Origin of the sequence: Mesorhizobium sp. M1C.F.Ca.ET.210.01.1.1 (assembly GCF_004791585.1) — a bacterium.
In the GTDB taxonomy this organism is placed as follows: domain Bacteria; phylum Pseudomonadota; class Alphaproteobacteria; order Rhizobiales; family Rhizobiaceae; genus Mesorhizobium.
The window spans coordinates 197,593-221,169 of sequence record NZ_SRUU01000009.1 but is presented as its reverse complement, the minus strand read 5'-3'; the positions used below and the strand labels follow the sequence as shown (position 1 = coordinate 221,169).

Genomic DNA, 23,577 nt, shown 5'->3' with positions numbered 1-23,577 from the left:
GGCTCAACTCGGCCATCTCAGTGCTCCTGTTCCAAGATTGCGCTTCAACAGCCGCAATCCTTCAAAACAGAAGCCTCAACCGCAAACCGACCCGCCAAATGCCGCGTCAGCGGCTTCGTTCAATCCCTCTTCGATTCTGTCAAAAGCTGAACCGCTCTAGACCATGCGATTTAAGTCTTTCGATTGGTGCGTGTCGTTTTCTCATAACCGCCATACGCTTTTGAGCGACATGCATTGGTAGAGGCGGCTAATATGCAGTCACCCGGCAGGGCTAGGAATTTACCTTAACCCAAGCGATTCGCGAGCCGTGGTTAAGAAATGGTTGATTTTCATACGTTCTTGCGCAAATCTGCGCTGCATAGACCGAACACGAAGCCGGCACGAGGGTAGACTGCCCGGCTCGATCCGAAAAATACCCCATGATGCTCAGGTCCGCCGCATCTCCTGGGTCCGTGGGGTCGGCCGGCCGGCGCTGGCACATAGTGGCCTCCTCGTACCGCTGCCAAACGCCGACCGGCCCCCTTTTCCAAGACATGATGTCATGAGGTAGCGCCAAACCGCGTCGCGCGCTTTCCTGCGAGCCCGCCTGCCGAAAACAAAAACGCCGCCCGAGGGGCGGCGTTTTGGCATTTCAGGATAACCAGATTACTTGATCTTGGTTTCCTTGAACTCGACGTGCTTCTTGGCGACCGGGTCGTACTTGCGGAACGACAGCTTGTCGGTCTTGGTGCGGCTGTTCTTGCTGGTCACGTAGAAGAAACCGGTGTCGGCGGTCGACAGAAGCTTGATCTTGATGTTTGCGGCTTTGGCCATGATGTTCGTCCGTTAATGTTCGTGGAGTTTTGGCCGCTGGAGCACGGGGAAAACACCCGGACGCGGGAAACTTGGCGCGACACATAAAGAACGCACCCGGAAAGTCAAGCCCGCGTAGCCTCCAAGCCGCCCTGGGGAGGCTGCTGGGGGCTGTCCGGGGCAGAGCTTCCGACGGATCAGGCGTCCTGCCGGATCAACGATTCGGCCTTCTTCCAGTCGCCGGTTGTGTTCCACCAACGGTTCGGATTGGCACGGTCGTCGAGGCCCTTGGAACGGCTGGTCAACAACGGCTGGATGCGGATCACCGGCTCCTCATAGGAGTGAGCCTGGAATATGGCCTCGACGACGCGCGCGGCAAGCGCCTGGTCGTCGGGCAGCTCGAACGACACCTCGACCGTGCCCGGGCGCCTGCGCAACTCGATCTCGGCACCCGCGGCGGCCCCTTCAAGCGTCCGGTAACGCTCGATGCCCTGCGCCGTCTGGTAGGCGTTGCCGTCATACCTGCCCATGCGCAGCGGCGTGATCGCCACCACCGCCTCCATGATGCGCTCGACATCGGCCGCCGGCGCCTGGAAGGTGACAAGCAGGAGCAGTTCCATCCTGAGGGATTTGGTTTCAAAGCCGCTGTCGATCATCGGATGTGTCCTCACTTTTCGTGCGTTGGAGCGAGGGTATAGCAGGGGTGCTGCTGACACGGTGATGTCAGGATACCCAAGCCTTGGCGACATCGCTGTGCCTTAGAAGATCTTGCGTACCAGCCGGACGCAGACCAGGAGCATATAGGCGGCAAAGAACAGCGCGAGCGACCAGCCGAAGCCTGAGGGACCGAAGGCGTCCATGCCGATGCCGATCGCCTGCGGGCCGATAACCATGCCAACGCCGTAGCAGAGCACGAATGCAGCGTTGGCGGAGGCGAGCTCGTGGCCCGAGAGCTGCGAGCCGAGATGGGCAAGCCCGATCGTGTACATGGCGGCGACCACGCCGCCCCAGACAAACAGCAGCGCCGCCATCAGGTGCCAGTTCTGGGCAAAAAGCGGCATGAAGACGGTTCCGATGAGACCGACCGTGGCGCAGGCCAGAAGCAGGTAACGGCGGTCGGAGACGCGGTCGCTGATCATGCCGATTGGTATCTGCAGGAGCACGTTGCCGAGGCCGATCATGGTAAGCAGCAGCGCTGCGTCGGCCTCCGAATAGCCAATGCGGTTGCCATAGACCGGGAACAGCGAGAAGCCGCCGGTCTCGACGGCCCCGAACACCAGCACGGCAAAGGTCGCGGTCGGCACCATCCAGACATAGCGCAGGAAGTGGCTGGTCTCGCCGTCAGCGACGATTGCCGGGCTCTCGTTGCGGGCCGCAAGCACCGGAATGGCTGCCAGCATAACCAGCACTATGGTGACGCCGAACGGCAGGAAGCCGCTGGAGCCGAGATGAGCGAACAGCCAGGGGCCGGCGGCGAAGCCGAGCGACAGCACCGTTGCGTAGATGCCGAGCACCAGGCCGCGGCGATGCGGCGGCGCCGAGGTGCTGATCCAGAATTCCGACAGGATGAAGAGCACCGTCAGCGAGATGTGCAGCGCGACGCGGAGCGGGAACCACATCCAGAAGTCCGGCGCGAAATGGAAGCCGACGAAGGCGAGCGCGCCAACGGCGATCATCAACAGCATGGTCCAGGCGACGCCGAGCCGCATGGCTAGCGGCGTGGCGAGCGGCGCGCCGGCGATCGAGGCGAGGCCGGCGACCGCCGTGTTGAGGCCGATCATCGAGGCCGAGTGGCCGCGTGTTTCGAGGATGACGCTGAGCAGCGGCATGCCGAGGCCGATGGCGATGCCGACGACGCTGATCGAGGAGATCGCCGCGATCATCGGCAGCCAGTGTACGCGTTCGTCGCCCTGTTGCTGGGTATCGACCGTCATGGGATATGGATGCTCTGCTTCTAAAGGACTTCGCGGACGAAGCGGTTTCGGACGAGCCGGAAGAACGGCACGGCACCGCCCGGTCGCAGCAAGGGATCGTGGGCGAGCCGCTTTTCCAGTTCTTCCAGGATCATGCGGGTGATGTCGGGAATGTCAGCCTTGCGGGCCTCGGCGAGCGGCAGCCAGACGAGCTCTTCCAGCTCGTTGGTCGGGCCGCCACCCGGCAATTCCACGGCGACGTCATCGCGCCAGGCGCTGAAGAAGCGCGTATCGAAACGGCGCACGCGGTTGGGCGGAGTGATGGCGCGGGCGATGAAGCGCAGAGTGTCCAATGACGGCGTCACGCCGTGATCGACGAAACCCTGCCAGTCGCGCCTGGCGGTCGCGAACAGGCCTTTGCGGCCGATGAGCAGGCCGGCTTCCTCGTAGGTCTCGCGGATGGCCGACAGGGCGATGGCGCGCGCCCGCGCGGTGCTCGCTCGGCCAGGGCCGCTGGCAAGCCTTGCCTCTTCCTTGGCGTGCAGCGGGGCAGCGACCGGAACGCGGCTGTCGGCAGGGTCAGTCCGGCCGCCGGGGAAGACGAATTTCCCGGGCATGAAGGCATGGCCGGCATGGCGCCGGCCCATCAGCACCAGAACGTCGCTGCCGCTCCTGTCGAGCAGAATCAGGGTTGCGGCATCTCGCGGACGAAGCGGCCGGCCGCCGCGCACGGCCAAGCCTTTATCGAGCTTGTCGACATCCGCCTTGGTCATTCCTTCCATGCGCTCGACCTAGCGGAAACTTCTCGAATGCGAAAGTGGCTTGCGTGTTCGGGCCTTGCGCCAGCCTCGGACGAAAGGTCGCTGCCGGAGGGATTGCGTAAAACGGAACTGCGTAAAAACAGGTCGTCAGAGTGGACGGCGTTCTGCACGATCGCTGAGTTGTTCCAGGCCTAGGGATTCAGTTCAAACTCGTCCTTCTCGCCGCCGAAACCGTGCATATAGAGCGCCCATTGCAGGCCGATGACAGCGCCCTTGATCGGCTGCAGCAGCGCGATGGCCAAACCAAATGTGAGGGGCACCCAGATCAGCGCGTGCTGCCACAGCGTAAGCGTCGAGGTCGCCTCCACGGTCATGAAGGCGCCAACCACGATGTGGCCGACGATGACGATCACCAGATAGGCGGGAAGGTCGTCGGCGCGATGGTGATGAAGCTCCTCGCCGCAGACGCTGCATTTGTCGACGGACTTGGTGAAGGCGCGGAACAGCTTGCCTTCGCCGCAATGCGGGCAGCGGCCGAGCATGCCGCGCTTGATCGCAGTCCACAGCGGGCGCGTGACGCGGCCCGAATGATGCTCGCCGCCGAAAACCTGTTGTTCCATCATCTTCTCCTGCCGCGGGGCCCGAAACGCGACTGCGATGCACGGGCGCGGCCTTTGGCCTTGTGGAACGACCGTCGCGAGCCAGGCAGCGGCTTCGGGTCGCTCAGCATCTCGAAACGCATCGCGCCGGCCATCGGCGCGACCTCGAGCAGCCGAACCTCGACGCGGTCGGCAAGCTGATAGCCTTTGCCGGTGCGTTCTCCGAACAGCGATCGAGCGGTTTCGTCGTAGATATAGTAATCGCCGTTCAAACTTGACACGGGGATGAAACCATCAGCGCCATACTGCGGCAATTGGACAAAGAGTCCCGCCTTGGTGACGCCGGAGATGCGCGCGTCGAAGGTGTCGTTGATGCGCTCGGCGAGGTAAGCGGCAATCAGCCGGTCGACGGTGTCGCGCTCGGCGGCCATGGCGCGGCGCTCGGCGGCCGAGATCAGCGCTGCGACTTCCTCCAGCCGGTCGGCTTCGGCCTGCGTCAGGCCGCCGGGACCGAGCCCGAGCGCTGCGATCAGCCCGCGATGCACGATCAGGTCGGCATAGCGCCGGATCGGCGAGGTGAAATGCGCATAGCGTCTCAGGTTGAGGCCGAAATGGCCGATATTCTTCGGCGAATATTCGGCCTGGCTCTGCGAGCGCAGCACCACTTCGTTGACCAGCGCCTCGTTGTCGGCGCCGCGCACGCGTTCCAGAATGCCGTTGAACTGGCTGGGCCGCATTTGCGCGCCGCGCGCCAATGACAGGCTGAGCGTCTGGAGGAATTCGCGCAGCGATTCCTGCTTGGCCAGCGAGGGCGCGTCGTGAATGCGGTAGACCAGCGGCTCCTTCTTGCCTTCAAGCGTCTCCGCGGCCGCGACATTGGCCTGGATCATGAATTCCTCGATCAGCTTGTGGGCATCGAGGCGCTCCGGCACGACAACCCGGTCGACGGTGCCGTCCGGCTTGAGCAGGATCTTGCGTTCCGGCAGGTCGAGCTCCAGCGGCTGGCGGGCATCGCGGCCGCGCTTCAGCACGGCGTAGGCGTCCCACAGCGGCCTGAGAACCGTCTCGAGGATCGGCTTTGTCCTGTCGTCCGGCGCGCCGTCGATCGCCGCCTGCGCCTGCGGGTAGGCGACCTTGGCCGCCGACTTCATCATGATGCGATGGAAGGAATGCCTGAGCTTGCGGCCTTCGGCGGAAAAGGTCATGCGCACGGCGATGGCCGGACGGTCCTCGCCTCCGCGCAGCGAGCAGAGATCGTTCGAGATGCGCTCGGGCAGCATCGGCACGACGCGGTCCGGGAAATAGACCGAATTGCCGCGCTTCAGCGCCTCGCGGTCGAGCGGCGTGCCAAAGCGGACATAGGCCGCGACATCGGCGATCGCCACGGTGACGATGACGCCGCCCGGATTCTTCGCGTCCGTATCTGGCGTGGCGAATACGGCGTCGTCATGGTCCTTGGCGTCGGCCGGATCGATGGTGACGAGCGGCAGGTCGCGCCAGTCCTCGCGGCCGGCAAGCGCCGCCGGCTTCGCGGCATCGGCCTCCGCGATCACATCGGTCGGAAAGATGTGCGGAATGTCATGGGCGTGGATGGCGATCATCGAGACCGCCTTCTCACTGGTCAGCGAGCCCAGCACCGCCAGCACTTTGGCGCGCGGCAGGCCATAGCGGGAGGCGCGCGCAGGCTCGACCTCGACCAGGTCGCCGTTTTTGGCGCCGTTCTGGAATTCCTTGTCGACAATGAGTTCCGGCTGGCGCCGCTCCACCGGCTCGATGCGGAAAGTCCCGTCCTTCAGCACGCGGAAGACGCCGAGGACGGCTTCACTTCGCTTCTCGAAGACCTTCATCACCCGCCCGGTATAGGCAGGGCCTGACGGATCATCGGTCGGGAAGGTCTTGGCAAGCACGCGGTCGCCGATGCCGGGAACAGGGCCGGTGGCGCCGCGCGAGATCCGGATGGCGATAACGGGCGGCGAGCCGGGGCCGGTATATTCGCTCGGATTGGCCAGCAGCACGCCGTCGGCGTCGCGGCCCACAATGTCGAGCACGGCGACATGGGGCAGGGCGCCGGCGCGGGTGAGGCGCTTGCGTTCCTTGGTCAGCAGGCCTTCGTCCTGCAGGTCGCGCAGCAGGTCCTTCAGCCAGATGCGGTCCTCGCCGCGCAGCGCGAAGGCCTTGGCTATCTCGCGCTTTCCGGAGCGATCGGGGTTTTCGGCGATATAGCGCAGGATTTCGTCGCGTGAGGGCCGGTAGTCGTCCTTGACCTTGGCCCTGGTGTCGGCGCTGCGCAGATCGCCGTGGCTTCTTCCGGAGATCCTGCGCGCCACGTCCTGCTATCCCTTCTTCGCCGCCCTGCGGAACGGCTTCTTGCCACCTCCGCCCTTGGCTTCTTTCTCGGCAATCAGGGCGATTGCCTCTTCAAGCGTCACCGATTGCGGATCCTTGCCCTTCGGCAGCGTCGCGTTGACCTTGCCGTAATTGACATAGGGGCCGTAGCGGCCGTCGCGTACCACGATCTTGCCGCCGCCGTCGGGGTGGTCGCCAAGCTCCTTCAGCGCCGCGGGCGTGGCGCCATTGCGGCCGCCCTTGCCCTTCTGCTGCTTCTCGGCGATCACCGACACGGCACGGTTGAGCCCGATCGAGAACACGTCCTCGATGCTTTCGAGATTGGCGTAGGTGCCGTCGTGCAGCACGAAGGGCCCGTAGCGGCCAAGACCGGCCGAGATCATCTTGCCGGTCTCCGGATGCTTGCCGACGTCGCGCGGCAGCGACAGCAGCGCGATCGCCTTCTCGTGGTCTATCGATTCCGCGGTCCAGCCCTTGGGCAGGCTGGAGCGCTTGGCGTCCTTGCCTTCGCCGCGCTGGATGTAGGGGCCGAAACGGCCGCTGCGCAGCGTGATCTCCTCGGCCGTGTACGGATCCTTGCCGAGCAGCTTGACGCCATCCTCGCCGTTGCCGTTCTCACCATTGGGATTGGCGGCGTCGCCGAGCTGGCGGGTGTAGGAGCATTCGGGGTAGTTCGAGCAGCCGACGAAGGCGCCGAACTTGCCGAGCTTGAGCGACAGGTTGCCGGAGCCGCATTTCGGGCAGATGCGCGGGTTCGAGCCGTCTTCCCGCTCGGGGAACACCAGCGGCGCCAACTCGTCGTTCAAGGCATCGAGCACGTCGGCGACGCGCAGTTCCTTGATGTCGTCGACAGCGCCGGAAAAATCCTTCCAGAAGTCGCGCAGCACGTCCTTCCAGGCGAGTTTGCCGTCGGAGATCTCGTCGAGCTTCTCCTCGAGCGAAGCGGTGAAATCGTACTCGACATAGCGCTCGAAGAAGCTTTCGAGGAAAGCCGAGAGCAGGCGGCCCTTGGCCTGCGGCACCAGCTTGCGGCGGTCGATGGTCACGTAGTCGCGGTCTTCCAGCGTCTTCAGGATCGCCGTGTAGGTCGACGGGCGGCCGATGCCGAGCTCTTCCAGCTTCTTGATCAGCGACGCCTCAGAGTAGCGCGGCGGCGGCTCTGTCGTGTGCTGGGTGGCGTTGATCGCCTGGCGGGCAAGCTGCTCGCCCGAGCGGATCTCGGGCAGGCGGCGGCTTTCCTCGTCCTCCGCGTCCTCGTCCTTCTGGTCGGTGTAGGCGGCAATGAAGCCGTCGAAGCGGACGACCGAGCCGACCGCGCGAAGCTCGGCGGTGCGGGCGCCGTTGACCGCCTCGATCTCGACCGTGGTGCGCTCGATCTCGGCCGGCTGCATTTGGCTGGCGATGGCGCGCTTCCAGATCAACTCGTAGAGGCGGGCCTGGTCGGCATCGAGATATTGCCGCACCGATGCCGGCGTGCGCTTGAAGTCGGTTGGGCGGATCGCCTCATGCGCTTCCTGGGCGTTCTTGGCCTTGACCGAATAATAGCGCGGCTTCTCCGGCAGGTATTTTGCGCCGAATTCGTTGACGATGGCGTCGCGCGCGGCCTCGATCGCCTCCGGCGCCATCTGCACGCCGTCGGTTCGCATGTAGGTGATGAGGCCGGCGGTCTCGCCGCCGACATCCATCCCTTCATAGAGCTTCTGAGCCACCTGCATGGTGCGGTTTGCCGAGAAGCCGAGCCGCGAGGATGCGGCCTGCTGCAGCGTCGAGGTGGTGAAGGGCGGGCCGGGGTTGCGCTTGGTGGGCTTGGCCTCGACCGACAGCGCCTTGAAGGTCGCGCCTTCCAGCATCGCCTTGATGTCGTCGGCCTGCGCCTTGTTGGCGATGTCGAGCTTCTGCAGCTTCTTGCCGGCATAGGCGGTCAGCCGGGCTTCAAAACTGTCGTTGCGCGGCGTGCCGAGGATGGCGGCGATCTGCCAGTATTCCTCGCGGATGAAGCGCTCGATCTCGGATTCGCGGTCGCAGACCAGGCGCAGCGCCACCGACTGCACACGTCCCGCGGACCGGGCGCCCGGCAGCTTGCGCCACAGCACCGGCGAGAGCGTGAAGCCGACCAGATAGTCGAGCGCGCGGCGGGCAAGATAGGCGTCGACCAGCGGCGCATCGATCTGGCGGGGATTTGCCATGGCCTCGAGCACGGAAGCCTTGGTGATGGCATTGAAGACGACGCGGCTGACCGGCTTGTCCTTCAGAGCGCGCTTCTGCCTCAGCACTTCCAGCACATGCCAGGAAATCGCCTCGCCCTCGCGATCCGGGTCGGTGGCGAGAATCAGCCCGTCGGCGTCCTTGACCGCCTTGGCGATGTCGGCGAGACGCTTGCCGGAGGCGGTGTCGACCGACCAGGACATGGCAAAATCCTCGTCGGGGCGCACCGAGCCGTCCTTGGCCGGCAGATCGCGGACATGGCCGAACGAGGCAAGGACCTTATAGTTCTTGCCCAGATATTTGTTGATTGTCTTCGCCTTGGCCGGCGATTCGACGACGACGACGTCCATGAGGTCTCTTATCAGCTGTGAGGCGGCGGAAGAACTCCGCGGCGCACGACGAAATCCCACTCTTTTCGTCGCTCACATGGCCGTGCTTTTGCAATCGGTCAAGGGGAAGAGACCAATTTGCGGACCCGCCGGGAACGATACACTCTTAGAGTGTATGGCGAAGATCACATTTTTTGGGAAGCGACGGCCCGCATGTCAGCGGACCCATATCGTCCCGATAGAGTCGAGAGGGTGAGCGTGGCCGTCGAGGCAGGCGCCGTGGGAGGGCCGGCTGCCGAAATGTCAGGCAGCCAACCGATCCTTCGAAAGTGTCAGTCGGCTTTGACGACGTGCCAAACGCCGGCGACGCCTTCGCCGGCCATGTCGCCGGCCTTCTTGTCCTTGACGAAGGTGTAGACCGGCTTGCCGTCATAGGCCCACATCTTGGTGCCGTCGGTCCGGTCGACGATCGTCCATTCGTCGTCGGCCTTGGCGCCCGCCTCAGCCTTCAGCGGCGGCCAGTTGGCGGCGCATTTGTCGTAGCAGTTGGATTTGCCCTTGTCGTCCTTGTCATAGGTGTAGAGCGTCATGCCCATGGCATCGGTGTAGATCTTCTTGCCGCCGACTTCGGCTTCCTTCCACGCCTCGGCGGCATGGGACGCGGCAGTGCCGAGCAAAAGTGCCGCCAATCCGAGTGCGATCGATTTCATGACAATCTCCCTGAGAACGAGCGCGCGGCAATCGCGCGCCTGTCCAGTCAACGCATTGGCAAGGCTGTTTCTTCCTCAGTCAGGCGACCACGTGCCACACAATGGTGATTGGCAGGGTGGCTCCGGCATCGCTATATCGACGCCAGCACAATCACGGCGGACGAAATGGCATTGGACATCGGCTATGTCAGCGCGGTCGGGGCAGGAGCGATCTCGTTCCTGTCGCCTTGCGTGCTGCCGCTGGTGCCGCCCTACCTCTGCTACATGGCCGGCGTTTCGGTCGACGATTTCCGCGGCAATCGGGGTGTGACGGCACGGGAAGGCGCGCGCGGCGCGCTGCTCTATGCCTCTTTGGCCTTCGTGCTCGGCTTCTCAACCGTCTTCGTCGCGCTCGGCGCCGGCGCCTCGACCATCGGCCGCCTGCTGCGCGTCTGGCAGGAGCCGCTGGCGATGGTGGCGGGCACGCTGATCATCGTCATGGGCCTGAACTTCCTCGGCATCCTGCGCATCCCGCTTCTGTCGCGCGAGGCGCGCTTCCAATCGCAGGGCAAGCCGGCCAACATGGTCGCGGCCTATGTGATGGGGCTTGCCTTCGCCTTCGGCTGGACGCCCTGCATCGGCCCGGTCCTGGGGCCGATCCTGACGCTGGCCGGCGGCCGCGAGACGGTGGGCGAGGGGGCGCTGCTGCTTGCCGCCTATTCGCTTGGCCTCGGCATCCCGTTCCTGATCGCGGCGCTGTTTTCCGGCGCCTTCATGCGCTTCCTCGGCAAGTTCCGCGTCCATCTCGGCCGCGTCGAGAAGGGCATCGGCGCGCTGCTGGTGGTGGCCGGCGTGTTCTTCCTGACCGGAGGCGTGCAGAGCGCTTCCTACTGGCTCTTGGAGAACTTTCCAGCGCTAGGAAGGCTGGGATAGGGTCGGCAAAGCGGGATCGGTCGAGCCAGAGAACGGCCGTGGAACTGCTGATTGAAAGTCAGCTCCTTGTCATCTCACCGGAATTTAACCGCATTGGTGCAGCATCACGCCGCTGCTAGCATGCATTGATTCAGAACGCCTTTCATATGGTTGCCTATTCATGAGCCAGAGATCCTGCCTGTCCGTCATCCTCGCCGCCGGCGAAGGCACGCGCATGAAAAGCGCGATGCCGAAGGTGCTGCATGCCATTGCCGGCCTGCCGATGGTGGCGCATGTGGTGAAGGCGGCAGAAGCCGCTGGAGCGACGGGGCTGGCGCTGGTGATCGGCCATGGCGCCGAGGAAATGAGGAAAGCGGCGCAGAAATTCGCGCCGAAGGCGGAAACGTTCGTGCAGGAGAAACGGCTCGGCACCGCGCATGCCGTGCTCGCCGCTCGCGAAGCGATATCAAAGGGTTATGACGATATTCTCGTGATGTTCGGCGACACGCCTCTGATCGATGCGGGAGCATTGGCCGCCGCGCGGCGGAAACTGGCGCAGGGTGCCGCCGTCGCGGTGATCGGCTTCCGGCCGCCCAATCCGACTGGCTATGGGCGGCTGATCGAAAAGGGCGGCCGGCTGGTCGCCATCCGCGAAGAAAAAGACTGCTCCGAAGAGGAAAAGAAGATCGGCTTCTGCAATGCCGGGATGATGGCGGTGGCCGGCAAGCACGCGCTTCGATTGCTCGACAAGGTCGGCAACAGCAATGCCAAGGGCGAGTTCTACCTCACCGACATCGTCGAGATCGCGGGTGCGGAGGGCCTCGATGTCGTCGCCACGGAGGCCAGCTTCGAGAGCGCGCTCGGCATCAACAACCGGGCCGAGCTCGCCGAGGCCGAAGCCATCTGGCAGGCGCGTCGGCGGCGCGAGGCGATGCTTTCCGGCGTGACGCTGATTGCACCGGAAACGGTCTATTTCTCGCACGACACCGAAATCGGTGCCGACGCGATCGTCGAGCCGAATGTCTGGTTCGGTCCGGGCGTCAAGATCGCCTCGGCCGCCAAGATCCACGCTTTCAGCCATATCGAGGGGGCGGCGATCGCTTCGAATTGCGACGTCGGGCCGTTCGCGCGGCTGCGGCCGGGTGCGGATTTGAAGCAGAAGGCGAAGGTCGGCAATTTCTGCGAGGTCAAACAGGCAACGGTCGAGGAAGGCGCCAAGGTCAACCATCTGACCTATATCGGCGATGCGCGCGTCGGCGCTGGAGCCAATATCGGCGCCGGCACCATCACCTGCAACTATGACGGCTTCTCGAAATTCTTCACCGATATCGGCGAGGGCGCCTTTGTCGGCTCGAACTCCTCGCTGGTGGCACCGGTGACGATCGGCAAGGGCGGCTATATCGCCTCGGGCAGCGTGATCACCGAAAACGTGCCCGACGATGCGCTCGCGTTCGGCCGCGCCCGGCAGAAGACACTGCCCGGCAAGGGCAAAGAGTTGCGCGAACGGTTCGCCTCGGCGGCCGCGGCGAAGAAAAAAGCAGCGGAATGATCGTCAAAGGGCGTTTTCGGCGCCCCATGCAGCTCCTGCAGGCGATGAACATTTGGGGACCGGTACTGCGAAAAGCCGAGCAATTGCGATAACCGGATTGCAAGCGCGGCCTGTCATGGTGCATCGAGTGCAAAAGCCGTTCCGGGTGACACGGAACGAAACGCAAAGTGACTTTCGCGTCAGGCCGGCAATCCCTAGATAACGCCGGGTTTCTGCAAGGAATCGGGGGCAGCGCATGTGCGGTATCGTTGGAATTGTCGGCCATTCGCAGGTCGCGCCGCTCATCGTCGACGCGCTGAAGCGGCTCGAATATCGCGGCTATGACTCGGCAGGCGTCGCCACCATCGAGAATGGAGCGCTCGGCCGCCGCCGCGCCGAAGGCAAGCTGATCAACCTCGAGCGGCGCCTTAAGGAAGATCCGCTCGACGGCACGATCGGCATCGGCCACACGCGCTGGGCGACGCATGGCGTGCCGAACGAGACCAACGCGCATCCGCATTTTTCCGACGGCGTCGCCATCGTCCACAACGGCATCATCGAGAATTTCGCCGAGCTGCGGGACGAGCTTGTCCGCGACGGCTACACCTTCTCCTCGCAGACCGACACCGAGGTCGTCGCACATCTGGTGGCGCGGGAGCTCGCCAAGGGGCTGAAGCCGGTGGAGGCCGCGCACCAGGCGCTGAAGCGGCTCTCGGGCGCCTTCGCGCTGGCCATCATGTTCAAGGGTGACGAGGATCTGATCGTTGGCGCCCGCAACGGCCCGCCGTTGGCCGTCGGCCATGGCGACGGCGAAATGTTTCTGGGCTCGGACGCCATCGCGCTGGCGCCGTTCACCAACTCCATCACCTATCTCGAGGATGGCGACTGGGCGGTGGTGCGCCGCAACAGCGTCGCCATCTACGACATCGACGGCAACAAGGTCGATCGCAAGCGACAGCAGTCGCTGTCGACCAGCTTCATGGTCGACAAGGGCAACCGCCGGCACTTCATGGAAAAGGAAATCCATGAGCAGCCGGAGGTTATCTCGCACACGCTGGCGCACTACGTCGATTTCGTCTCCGGCGTGTCGAAGCCGCTCGAATTGCCGTTCGACTTCGCCAAGATCGGCCGGCTGGCGCTTTCGGCCTGCGGCACCGCCTATCTCGCCGGGCTGATCTCAAAATACTGGTTCGAGCGATATGCGCGGCTGCCGGTCGACATCGATGTCGCCTCGGAATTCCGCTACCGCGAGATGCCGCTGTCGGCCAACGACGCCGCCTTCTTCATCTCGCAGTCGGGCGAGACCGCCGACACGCTGGCCTCGCTGCGCTACTGCCGCCAGGCCGGCATGAAGATCGGCGCGGTCGTCAATGTGCGGGAATCGACCATGGCGCGCGAATCCGACGTCGTGCTGCCGACGCTGGCCGGACCGGAAATCGGCGTCGCCTCGACCAAAGCCTTCACCTGCCAGCTGTCCGTGCTGGCCTCGCTGGCGGTGCGTGCGGGCGTTGCGCGCGGCACGATCTCGCGCGAGGAGGAGAAGCAACTGGTGCGCGAGCTCTCCGAGGCGCCGCGCTTCGCCACCCAGGTGCTGAAGCTCGACGAGCAGATCGAACGCATCTCGCGCGAGCTCTCCCGCTACAAGGACGTGCTCTATCTCGGCCGCGACACCAATTTCCCGCTCGCTATGGAAGGGGCGCTGAAGCTCAAGGAAATCTCCTACATCCATGCCGAGGGCTATGCCGGCGGCGAGCTGAAGCACGGGCCGATCGCGCTGATCGACGAGAATATGCCGGTGATCGTCATCGCGCCGCACGACCGCATCTTCGAAAAGACGGTGTCGAACATGCAGGAAGTGGCGGCGCGTGGCGGCAAGATTATCCTGATCACCGACGCCAAGGGTGCCGCGCAGGCGGGCATCAAGGCGATGGAGACAATCATCCTGCCCGAGGTGCCGGAGATCATCTCGCCGATCATCTACGCGCTGCCGATCCAGATGCTGGCCTATTTCACCGCCGTGTTCATGGGCACCGATGTCGACCAGCCGCGCAATCTGGCGAAATCGGTGACGGTGGAGTAGACGGATATGCCCCTTTTCTGCGAAGGCATCCTTTAAAAACTTCGCAGTTCCAAACCGGCTCGCGGTTCACTAGTCTTGCGTCGCAACCTGCGCCGCGGTGATCTCATGTCCGATGCCCTGAAGACCTCTGGCATGACCCGGCTCAGGAACTATTTCCTGACCGGCTTCATCGTCTGCGCGCCGCTGGCGATCACTGCCTATATCGCCTGGTCCCTGATCGGCTGGGTCGATTCCTGGGTGAAGCCGTACATCCCGGCGCGCTACAACCCGGATACTTATCTGCCGTTCCCGGTTCCGGGCTTCGGACTGATCGTGGCCTTGGTGCTGATCACGCTGATCGGCTTCCTGACAGCAAACATCGTCGGCCGCGCCATCGTCAATTTCGGCGAGCGGTTGCTCGGCCGCATGCCGCTGGTGCGGGGCATCTATAGCTCGCTGAAGCAGATCTTCGAGACGGTGCTGTCGAACAAGGGCGACATGTTCCGCCAGGTCGGGCTGGTCGAATATCCGCGAAAAGGGGTCTGGTCGCTGGTCTTCGTCGCCAGCGAGAAGGAAACCGAGATCAACCAGAAGCTCGATCAGGAAGGCGATCCGCTTGTCGCGGTGTTCATGCCGTGCACGCCAAACCCGACCACCGGCTTCCTGATGTATGTGCATAGATCCGAGATCGTCTTGCTCGACATGACGATCGAAGACGGCGCCAAGCTGATCGTTTCGGCCGGCATGGTGGCGCCGGAGGTCAAGACCAAGCTGGTGACGCTGAACGGCGAACGGATCGAGGGCCCGCTTGCCAACCCGCCGCTCGGCGCCGGGCCTCAGCCGGCGCGCAGCAAGCGCACAGCTTCGTCGCGACCGAACAGATAGAGCAGCAGCCGAAGCGCCTCGCCGCGTTCGGATTGCAGTTCCGGATCGCGCGACAGGATCAACCTTGCATCGTCGCGCGCGGCTTCGAGCAGGTCGGCGTGGAACTCGATGCGCGCCACCTGGAAGCCGGGCGTGCCGGACTGGCGGGTGCCCAGCAGCTCGCCTTCGCCGCGCAGCTTCAGGTCCTCCTCGGCGATGCGGAAGCCGTCCTCGGTCTCGCGCATCACCGAAAGCCGGCGCTTTGCCGTCTCGCCGAGCGGGTCCTTGTAAAGCAGCACGCAGGAGGAGGGGCGGTCGCCACGCCCGACCCGGCCGCGTAGCTGGTGCAACTGGGCGAGGCCGAAGCGCTCGGCATGCTCGATGACCATGATGGTGGCATCGGGTACGTCGACGCCGACCTCGATGACGGTGGTGGCGATCAGGATGCGGGTCTCGCCTTCTTTGAAGGCGCGCATCGCCTCGTCCTTCTCGGCCCCCTTCATCCTTCCATGCACGAGGCCGATCCGGTCGCCGAACAGCGGTTTCAGCGAAGCGAAGCGATCCTCCGCCGACATCAGCTTAATCTCCTCGGATTCCTCGACCAGCGGACAGATCCAGTAGATTTTCTGGCCTTCGGCAACGGCGTCGCGCATGCGCCCGACTAGTTCGTCCAGGCGTTCCATCGGCAGCGTCACTGTGCGGATCGGCTGCCGGCCGGCTGGCTTCTCGGTGAGCTTGGAGACGTCCATGTCGCCGAAGGCGGTCAGCACGAGCGTGCGCGGGATCGGCGTGGCCGTCATCACCAGCATGTCGGGCGCATCGCCCTTGGCGGTGATCGCCAGCCGCTGGTGAACGCCGAACCGGTGCTGCTCGTCGACGACGGCGAGAACCAGATCATGAAACGTCACCGTTTCCTGGAACAGCGCATGCGTGCCGACGACGATGTCGATGGCGCCGCTGGCCAGTCCCTCCAGCGTCTCCGTGCGCTCGCGGCCCTTCTCGCGCCCGGTGAGGATGGCCGTGCGCAGCCCTGCTCTTTCCGCCAGCGGCGCGATCGTCGCCAGATGCTGGCGCGCCAGGATCTCGGTCGGCGCCATCAGCGCGGCCTGGCCGCCGGCCTCGACCGCTCGTCCCATGGCGAGCAGCGCCACCACCGTCTTGCCGGAGCCGACGTCGCCCTGCAGCAAGCGAAGCATGCGTTCGGGGTCGGCCAGGTCGGCGTTGATCTCGCCGAGCGCAAATTCCTGGCTATGAGTAAGCTTGTAGGGCAGGGCTGCGCGCAGCTTCTCGACGATGCGGCCGTCACCGACCAGTGGCCGGCCCGACAGGCGGCGGATTCTGGCCCGCACCAGCGCCAGCGACACCTGTCCGGCCAGAAACTCGTCATAGGCAAGGCGCCGCCAGGCCGAACCTTCGACGGCGACGTCGATCGGGTCCTTCGGATTGTGGATGCGGGCAAGCGCGTCGCTGAAGCTGGGAAAAGTGTGCCGGCGCTTGAAGGCGTCGTCCTGCCATTCCGGCAGATCCGGCAAGCGGCCGAGCGCTTGCCCGATCGCGCGGCGAAGCACTTTCGCCGACAGGCCGGCGGTGAGCGGATAGACCGGCTCGACCAGCGGCAGGCCCTCGGCCTCGTCGATCGGCGCGATATGGTCGGGATGGACCATGCTCGGGCGGCCGTTGAACCATTCCATGCGGCCGGAGATCACGACATGCTCGCCTTCCGGCAGCATCTTCTGCAGGTAGGCCGCATGGGCATGGAAGAAGGTCAGCGCGATCTCGCCGGTGTCGTCATGGGCGTAGACCCTGTAGGGCACCGACTTGTTACCGCGCGGCGGCGGCTGGTGGCGGTCGACGCGCACGTCCAGCGTGACGATCTGGCCTTCGGCCGAGAGCGCGATGCCTGGGCGGTTGCGGCGATCGATCACCGTGTTGGGCAGCAGGAAAAGAAGGTCGCTGGCACGTGCGGGACGGTCGCCGAGATCGGCGGGCACGACCCGTTCGATCAGCAAGCCAACCTTCGGGCCGACGCCTGCAAGCGAGGTGATCGGAACGAACAGCGGATCGAGGATGGAGGGACGCATCGTGTCAGCTTATGTCGCGACAGCCGTAGCGCAAAGGCTGACACCGTCCTCTATCCACGCTATATGCGCCGCTTCAACTGGGAAGCGGCGTCATGACCGGAACACAGCGACCAAGCGAGGGGCTCGACGCCCGCCGGCGCAAGCTGCTGTTCCGTTCCTGGCATCGCGGCATGCGCGAGATGGACCTGATCCTCGGTCCCTTCGCCGATGCCGAGATCGGCGCCTTGACCGGCGACGAAATCGACCAATATGAAAAGCTCCTCGAAATCCCCGACACCGAATTCCTGCCGATGATCACCGGCGAACGCTCGGTCCCGCCCGATATCGATTGCGCGGTGCTGCACAAGATCCTGGCGTCACGCCGGACCATGACATTTTGAAAAACGCATAAGCATGAGCCTCATTCCTTCCATCGGCCTGCCCAAGGGCCGCGCCGGCCAGTTCATCGTCGACGGCGTCGCCGACGGCTATGAAGCCTTTGCGCTGGTGCGGACGGCGCACGAGATCGCGCCCGACAAGCCGGTGCTGTTCGTGGCGCGCGACGGCCAGCGGCTGCCGGCGATCATCGATGCGCTCGCCTTCGCCGCACCCGGCCTGCCGGTGCTGGAACTGCCGGCCTGGGATTGCCTGCCTTACGACCGTGTCTCGCCTGGCGCCGATGCCGCTGCGCGGCGCCTCGATGCGCTTTCCGCCATCATCGCGCTCGCCAGGAAGCCGCATCGCGCCGTGATCCTGACCACCGCCAATGCGCTGCTGCAACGCATTCCGCCAGCCGGGCTGATCGAAGCGCAGACCTTCCATGCCAAGCCCGGCAACCAGATCGACATGAACGTGCTGATCGCACGCCTGGAGAATTCTGGTTTTGAGCGCGTGCCCACGGTGCGCGACGTCGGCGAATTCGCGGTGCGCGGCGGTATCCTCGACCTGTTTGCGCCAGGCTGGAGCGAGGCGCTGAGGCTCGATTTCTTCGGCGACACGCTGGAATCGATCCGCGTCTTCGACGTCGCGACCCAGCGCACCACAGGGCAGCGCAAGTCGATGGCGCTGCAGGCGATGAGCGAGGTGGCGCTGACCCCGGAGACGATCAGCCGCTTCCGGCGTTCCTATATCGAGGCATTCGGCGCGCCGTCGCGCGACGACGCGCTCTATGCGGCGGTGAGCGAAGGACGCCGCTTTGCCGGCATGGAGCACTGGCTGCCCTTCTTCTACGAGCGGCTGGAGACGGTGTTCGACTATCTGCCGGATGCGCCGGTGGTCTTCGACCATCTGGCGCATGAGGCGCTGGCCGAGCGCCACACGCTGATCCTCGATCACTACGAGGCGCGCCGCAAGCAGGCCGACGCCGCGCTGAAGGATGCGGTGCCCTACAAGCCAGTGGCGCCAGATCTGCTCTATCTGTCGCCGGAGAACCTCAAAGCTTCGCTCGGGCCGCGCGAAGACATCGACTTCACTGTCTTCGATGCGCCGGATGTCGGAGCCAAGAAGGTCTTTCATGCCGGTTCGCGGCATGGCCGCAGCTTCGCCGAGGAGCGTGCCGATCCGAACACCAACGTCTTCGACGTCGTGGTGAAGCACATTGCCGAGGAGCGTGCAGCGCGCCGCCGTGTCATCGTCGCTGGCTGGACCGAGGGCTCGCTCGACCGTCTTGGCCAGATCCTTGCCGAGCATCATCTCGGCAATTTGAAGCCGGTGGCGACGCTCGCCGAGGTCGAAAAGCTCGAACCGGGGCAGGCGGGGCTCGCCGTGCTGCCCCTCGAATCCGGCTTCGAGACCGACAGCATGGTCGTCGTCGCCGAGCAGGATATTCTCGGCGACAGGCTGATCCGGCGTTCGAAGCGCAAGAAGAAGGCTTCCGACTTCATCGCCGAAGCGTCGTCGCTGTCTTCTGGCGACATTGTCGTCCACGCCGATCACGGCATCGGCCGTTTCGTCGGTCTGCGCACCATCGAGGCGGTGGGTGCGCCGCATGATTGCCTGGAAATCCACTATGCCGGCGACGACCGGCTGTTCCTGCCGGTCGAAAATATCGAGCTTCTGTCACGCTATGGTTCGGACTCGGCCGAGGCCCCGCTCGACAAGCTCGGCGGCGGCGCCTGGCAGGCGCGCAAGGCGCGGCTGAAGCGGCGTCTGCTCGACATGGCCGGACAGTTGATCCGCATCGCTGCCGAGCGGCAGATGCGCGCGGCACCCTCCATGATTCCCGCTGAAGGGATCTATGGCGAGTTTGCGGCACGCTTCCCGTATGAGGAAACCGACGACCAGCAGACGGCGATCGATTCCGTCATGGACGATCTCGGTGCCGGCAAGCCGATGGACCGGCTGGTCTGCGGCGATGTCGGCTTCGGCAAGACGGAGGTCGCGCTGCGCGCCGCCTTCATAGCGGCTATGGAAGGCTTCCAGGTGGCGGTCGTGGTGCCGACGACGCTTTTGTCGCGCCAGCATTTCAAGACCTTCTCGCAGCGCTTCTCAGGGCTGCCGATCCAGATCGCGCAGGCCTCGAGGCTGGTCGGCGCCAAGGAACTGGCCGAAACCAAGAAGGGCATCGCCGACGGCACAGTCGACATCGTCGTCGGCACGCATGCGCTGCTCGGGTCCTCGATCTCGTTCAAGAATCTCGGCCTGCTGATCATCGACGAAGAGCAGCATTTCGGCGTCAAGCACAAGGAACGTCTGAAGGAGCTCAAGAACGATGTGCATGTGCTGACGCTGTCGGCAACGCCGATCCCGCGCACGCTGCAACTGGCGCTGACGGGCGTGCGCGAGCTGTCGCTGATCGCCACGCCGCCGGTCGACCGCATGGCGGTGCGCACCTTCATCTCGCCCTTCGATCCGCTGGTCATCCGCGAGACGCTGCTGCGCGAGCGCTATCGCGGCGGCCATTCCTTCTATGTCGTGCCGCGCATCAGCGATCTTTCGGAAATCCATGATTTCCTGCGGGAATCCGTGCCGGAGCTGAAAATCGCGGTTGCCCACGGCCAGATGCCGCCGGGCGAGCTCGACGACATCATGAACGCCTTCTACGACGGTCAGTACGACGTGCTCCTGTCGACGACCATCGTCGAATCCGGCCTCGACATTCCGACTGCCAACACGCTGATCATTCATCGCGCCGACATGTTCGGCCTGGCCCAGCTCTACCAGTTGCGCGGCCGCGTCGGCCGCTCGAAGGTGCGCGCCTATGCGCTGTTCACGCTGCCTGCCAACCGCAAGCTGACCGACACGGCCGAGCGCCGGCTGAAGGTGCTGCAGTCGCTCGATACGCTCGGCGCCGGCTTCCAGCTTGCCAGCCACGACCTCGACATCCGCGGCGCGGGCAATCTGCTCGGCGAAGAGCAGTCCGGCCACATCAAGGAGGTCGGCTTCGAGCTTTACCAGCAGATGCTGGAGGAGGCGGTGGCGGAAGTGAAGGATTCCGGCGAAGTGCAGGATGGCGGCTGGTCGCCGCAGATCGCGGTCGGCACCGCGGTGATGATCCCGGAGAGCTATGTGCCGGACCTGCAGCTCAGGATGGCGCTCTATCGCCGCCTCGGCGACCTCGAAACCACCGAGGAGATCGACGGTTTCGGCGCCGAGCTGATCGACCGCTTCGGGCCGCTGCCGGAAGAGGTGACGCATCTGCTGAAGATCGTCTTCATCAAGGCGCTGTGCCGCAGGGCCAATGTCGAGAAGCTCGACGCCGGCCCCAAGGGCGTCGTCATCCATTTCCGCAAACGCGAGTTCCCCAACCCGGTCGGGCTGGTCAAGTTCATCGGCGAACAGGGGTCGCTCGCCAAGATCAGGGCCGACCACAGCGTCGTCTTCATCCGTGACTGGCCGAATGCGGAGAAGCGCCTGGCAGGCTCCGCGGTCGTCATGACGCAGTTGGCACGACTGGTCGACAAGGCCGCCTAAACGGCTTCGCCTTGGCATCCCAGGCGGTTCAAGACATTCGCCACTGCTGAAAATCCCGTCTAGAATAGGAAATCGGCTTCGTGTAAGGAGCCGCCACCTCATATTGGGGCTGAAATGGCGGGCGAGGACGTTCGCCAGGTTGTTTGACGCAATTCCGGACGGAAAACCGCTTTGGCACTTTTCCGGAAATTGCTCTGAAAGGCGTTTGGGTGCAGCGATGACGAAATGGTCGCCGAATTCGTGGAGAGCAAAGCCGATCAAGCAGGTGCCGGCCTATCCGGACCTGGCGGCGCTGCAGGCCACGGAAGCGCGGCTCGCCACCTATCCGCCGCTGGTTTTTGCCGGTGAAGCGCGCAAGCTGAAGAAGCAGCTGGCGGCGGTCGCCGCCGGCGAAGCCTTCCTGCTCCAGGGCGGCGACTGCGCCGAGAGCTTTGCCGAGCATGGCGCGGACAACATCCGCGACTTCTTCCGCGTCTTCCTGCAGATGTCGGTGGTGCTCACCTTCGCCGGCGCTCAGCCGGTGGTGAAGGTCGGCCGCGTCGCCGGTCAGTTCGCCAAGCCGCGCTCGTCCGACAACGAGACCAAGGGCGGCGTGACGCTGCCGAGCTACCGTGGCGACATCATCAACGGCATCGAATTCGACGCCGCGTCGCGCATTCCCGATCCCGCGCGGCAGGAGATGGCCTACCGCCAGTCCGCCGCGACGCTCAATCTTCTGCGCGCTTTCGCGCAGGGCGGCTACGCCAGCTTGGAGAACGTGCATCGCTGGATGATGGGCTTCGTCGCCGACAGCCCGCAGGGCGAAAAATACGAGCTGCTCGCAAACCGCATCACCGAAACGATGGACTTCATGCGGGCAGTCGGCATCACCTCCGAGACCAATTTCGCGCTGCGGGAGACCGATTTCTATACCAGCCACGAGGCGCTCCTGCTCGGCTATGAGGAGGCGCTGACCCGGGTCGATTCGACCTCCGGCGACTGGTACGCGACCTCGGGCCATATGATCTGGATCGGCGATCGAACCCGCCAGCCCGACCATGCGCATGTCGAATATTGCCGCGGCATCAAGAATCCGCTTGGCCTGAAATGCGGGCCGTCGCTGACGCCGGACGGGCTGCTGGAGCTTATCGACCTGCTCAACCCCGAGAACGAGCCGGGCCGGCTGACGCTGATCGCGCGCTTCGGTTCCGACAAAGTCGCGGAGCATCTGCCGAAGCTGGTGCGGGCTGTGAAGAAGGAGGGCCGCAACGTGGTGTGGTCGTCCGACCCGATGCACGGCAATACGATCGAGGCGGCCGGCTACAAGACGCGGCCTTTCGACCGCATCCTCAAGGAAGTGCAGACCTTCTTCGAAGTGCATCGCGCCGAAGGCACGCATCCGGGCGGTATTCATGTCGAGATGACCGGCAAGAATGTCACCGAGTGCACGGGTGGCGCCCGCGCCATCACGGCGGAAGATTTGCAGGACCGCTATCACACCCATTGCGATCCGCGCCTGAACGCCGACCAGGCGATCGAGTTGGCCTTCCTGGTCTCGGACCTCCTTAAGAAGAGCCATCCGGTCCATCAACGGCAGGCTGCCAGCGCCTGAGTCACTTGTCTAAAGCGCGTCGCGATCTTTCAGATTCGCTCGGTGCGCTTTAGGTTTGATTTTCGCGCATGCTTTTGAGATCGATCATCGATCAGAGCGCCGGCTTTCGTCCGGCGCTCTTTTTCGTTCGGGACAGCTCCTGCGAGGCGTCCGCCAAAACCTTACGAAAATTTATGTTACGCGACCATCGCGAAACCAAGATTGAGGCGGAGGTGTCGCCGCCGCGGCCGAAAAACCGCGCACACGATACAGGTTCCACAATGCGCCACGAGCATGCCATCATTCACCACCGCGCGATCGACTTCTGGTCTGCGCGGGCGGCGGTGCTTGTCGTCATCTGCCTGCAGCTTCTGGTCATCAACGACCTGTCGTTCGGTCCGCGTTGGCTGGCCCCCGCGATAGAGGCCGCACTTCTGCTGCCCTTGTCGATCGCAACGGCCTGGACGCAGATGGCGACGCAGAAGGCCGTCGACCACGAGCATTGGTACGCAATCGGCCGGTTCCGCGTCTTCATTCGCCGCACCGCCCTGGTCATGACCGGGGTCATCAGCATCATGAATTGCGGCTCGCTGGTCTTCCTGGTCCGGGCGTTGCTCGAAGGCCATGCCGGCGCGGGCTCGACACTGCTGGTCGATGCGCTGAACATCTGGGTCACCAATGTCATTGTCTTCGCGCTGTGGTTCTGGAGCACCGATCGCGGCGGTCCGCCGACCTGCGGCCTGGTCAAGCGCGCGCATGCGGACTTCCTGTTTCCGCAGATGACGCTTCCCGATCGCGAAATCCGCGACTGGCTGCCCGGCTTTGTCGACTATTTCTTCCTGGCCTTCACCAATGCGACGGCGTTCTCGCCGACCGATACCTTGCCGCTTTCCCAGCGCGCCAAGCTCTTGATGATGGCCGAGGCGATGATCTCGCTGCTGACCATCGCGCTGGTGGCGGCGCGTGCGGTCAACATCCTGGCTTAACGCGCGTCGCAACGCGCTTAAATCTTTGTTTTTTATGCATGTCGTTCTCCCA

The 23,577-nt window shown here is 64.3% G+C and carries 17 protein-coding genes; 8 read left to right on the top strand and 9 right to left on the bottom strand.

Features of this window, described 5'->3' with window-relative positions:
• Window positions 1–645 precede the first annotated feature (645 nt).
• The 8 genes from rpmG to EN853_RS13150 form a co-directional block, all read right to left on the bottom strand.
• Window positions 646–813: a 50S ribosomal protein L33 gene (gene rpmG / locus EN853_RS13185; protein ID WP_006201775.1), complete on the bottom strand. Its 168-nt coding sequence runs from the start codon at window positions 811–813 to the stop codon at window positions 646–648.
• Window positions 814–989: 176 nt separating this feature from the next.
• A complete protein-coding gene (locus EN853_RS13180) occupies window positions 990–1,448 on the bottom strand; it encodes a hypothetical protein (protein WP_127860009.1) in 459 nt (152 codons plus the stop codon).
• Window positions 1,449–1,550: 102 nt separating this feature from the next.
• Window positions 1,551–2,726 carry an MFS transporter gene (locus EN853_RS13175; protein WP_127860010.1) on the bottom strand — a complete coding sequence of 392 codons (1,176 nt, stop codon included), beginning with the start codon at window positions 2,724–2,726 and terminating at the stop codon, window positions 1,551–1,553.
• 20 nt (window positions 2,727–2,746) lie between these two features.
• Entirely contained in the window at window positions 2,747–3,487 is a 741-nt protein-coding gene (locus tag EN853_RS13170) for an NUDIX hydrolase (protein ID WP_127860011.1), read from the bottom strand.
• A gap of 170 nt (window positions 3,488–3,657) precedes the next feature.
• Complete coding sequence (locus EN853_RS13165) at window positions 3,658–4,086, bottom strand: DUF983 domain-containing protein (protein WP_127860012.1); 429 nt, start codon at window positions 4,084–4,086, stop codon at window positions 3,658–3,660.
• On the bottom strand, window positions 4,086–6,392 hold the full coding sequence (gene rnr / locus EN853_RS13160; RefSeq protein WP_127860013.1) for a ribonuclease R: 2,307 nt from the start codon (window positions 6,390–6,392) through the stop codon (window positions 4,086–4,088). The genes EN853_RS13165 and rnr overlap by 1 nt, the downstream gene beginning before the upstream one ends.
• A gap of 6 nt (window positions 6,393–6,398) precedes the next feature.
• A complete protein-coding gene (topA, locus tag EN853_RS13155; RefSeq protein ID WP_127860014.1) occupies window positions 6,399–8,966 on the bottom strand; it encodes a type I DNA topoisomerase in 2,568 nt (855 codons plus the stop codon).
• Between the two features lie 311 nt (window positions 8,967–9,277).
• Complete coding sequence (locus tag EN853_RS13150; RefSeq protein ID WP_127860015.1) at window positions 9,278–9,655, bottom strand: hypothetical protein; 378 nt, start codon at window positions 9,653–9,655, stop codon at window positions 9,278–9,280.
• Window positions 9,656–9,820: 165 nt separating this feature from the next.
• On the opposite strand from EN853_RS13150, the gene EN853_RS13145 reads away from it, so the two are divergent.
• The 4 genes from EN853_RS13145 (at window position 9,821) to EN853_RS13130 (ending at window position 15,018) form a co-directional block, all read left to right on the top strand.
• The gene (locus EN853_RS13145; RefSeq protein ID WP_127860016.1) at window positions 9,821–10,567 is read left to right on the top strand and encodes a cytochrome c biogenesis CcdA family protein; all 747 of its coding nucleotides are present in this window, start codon (window positions 9,821–9,823) and stop codon (window positions 10,565–10,567) included.
• Between the two features lie 160 nt (window positions 10,568–10,727).
• Window positions 10,728–12,095 carry a bifunctional UDP-N-acetylglucosamine diphosphorylase/glucosamine-1-phosphate N-acetyltransferase GlmU gene (gene glmU / locus EN853_RS13140; protein ID WP_127860017.1) on the top strand — a complete coding sequence of 456 codons (1,368 nt, stop codon included), beginning with the start codon at window positions 10,728–10,730 and terminating at the stop codon, window positions 12,093–12,095.
• 235 nt (window positions 12,096–12,330) lie between these two features.
• On the top strand, window positions 12,331–14,154 hold the full coding sequence (gene glmS / locus EN853_RS13135) for a glutamine--fructose-6-phosphate transaminase (isomerizing) (RefSeq protein WP_127860018.1): 1,824 nt from the start codon (window positions 12,331–12,333) through the stop codon (window positions 14,152–14,154).
• 105 nt (window positions 14,155–14,259) lie between these two features.
• Window positions 14,260–15,018, top strand: coding sequence for a DUF502 domain-containing protein (locus EN853_RS13130; protein WP_127860019.1), 759 nt, complete (start codon window positions 14,260–14,262; stop codon window positions 15,016–15,018).
• Here EN853_RS13130 and recG read toward each other — a convergent pair.
• Window positions 14,970–17,078, bottom strand: a complete 2,109-nt coding sequence (gene recG / locus EN853_RS13125) for an ATP-dependent DNA helicase RecG (RefSeq protein ID WP_127860020.1) — start codon at window positions 17,076–17,078, stop codon at window positions 14,970–14,972. The genes EN853_RS13130 and recG overlap by 49 nt on opposite strands.
• A gap of 92 nt (window positions 17,079–17,170) precedes the next feature.
• Between recG and EN853_RS13120 the strand changes: the two genes are divergently transcribed.
• From EN853_RS13120 to EN853_RS13105, 4 genes are all read left to right on the top strand, one after another.
• Window positions 17,171–17,458: a succinate dehydrogenase assembly factor 2 gene (locus tag EN853_RS13120; RefSeq protein ID WP_127860021.1), complete on the top strand. Its 288-nt coding sequence runs from the start codon at window positions 17,171–17,173 to the stop codon at window positions 17,456–17,458.
• Between the two features lie 13 nt (window positions 17,459–17,471).
• A complete protein-coding gene (gene mfd / locus EN853_RS13115) occupies window positions 17,472–20,969 on the top strand; it encodes a transcription-repair coupling factor (protein ID WP_127860022.1) in 3,498 nt (1,165 codons plus the stop codon).
• 217 nt (window positions 20,970–21,186) lie between these two features.
• Window positions 21,187–22,560 carry a 3-deoxy-7-phosphoheptulonate synthase class II gene (locus EN853_RS13110; RefSeq protein WP_127860023.1) on the top strand — a complete coding sequence of 458 codons (1,374 nt, stop codon included), beginning with the start codon at window positions 21,187–21,189 and terminating at the stop codon, window positions 22,558–22,560.
• 260 nt (window positions 22,561–22,820) lie between these two features.
• On the top strand, window positions 22,821–23,525 hold the full coding sequence (locus tag EN853_RS13105) for a hypothetical protein (protein ID WP_127860024.1): 705 nt from the start codon (window positions 22,821–22,823) through the stop codon (window positions 23,523–23,525).
• Window positions 23,526–23,577: the final 52 nt, after the last annotated feature.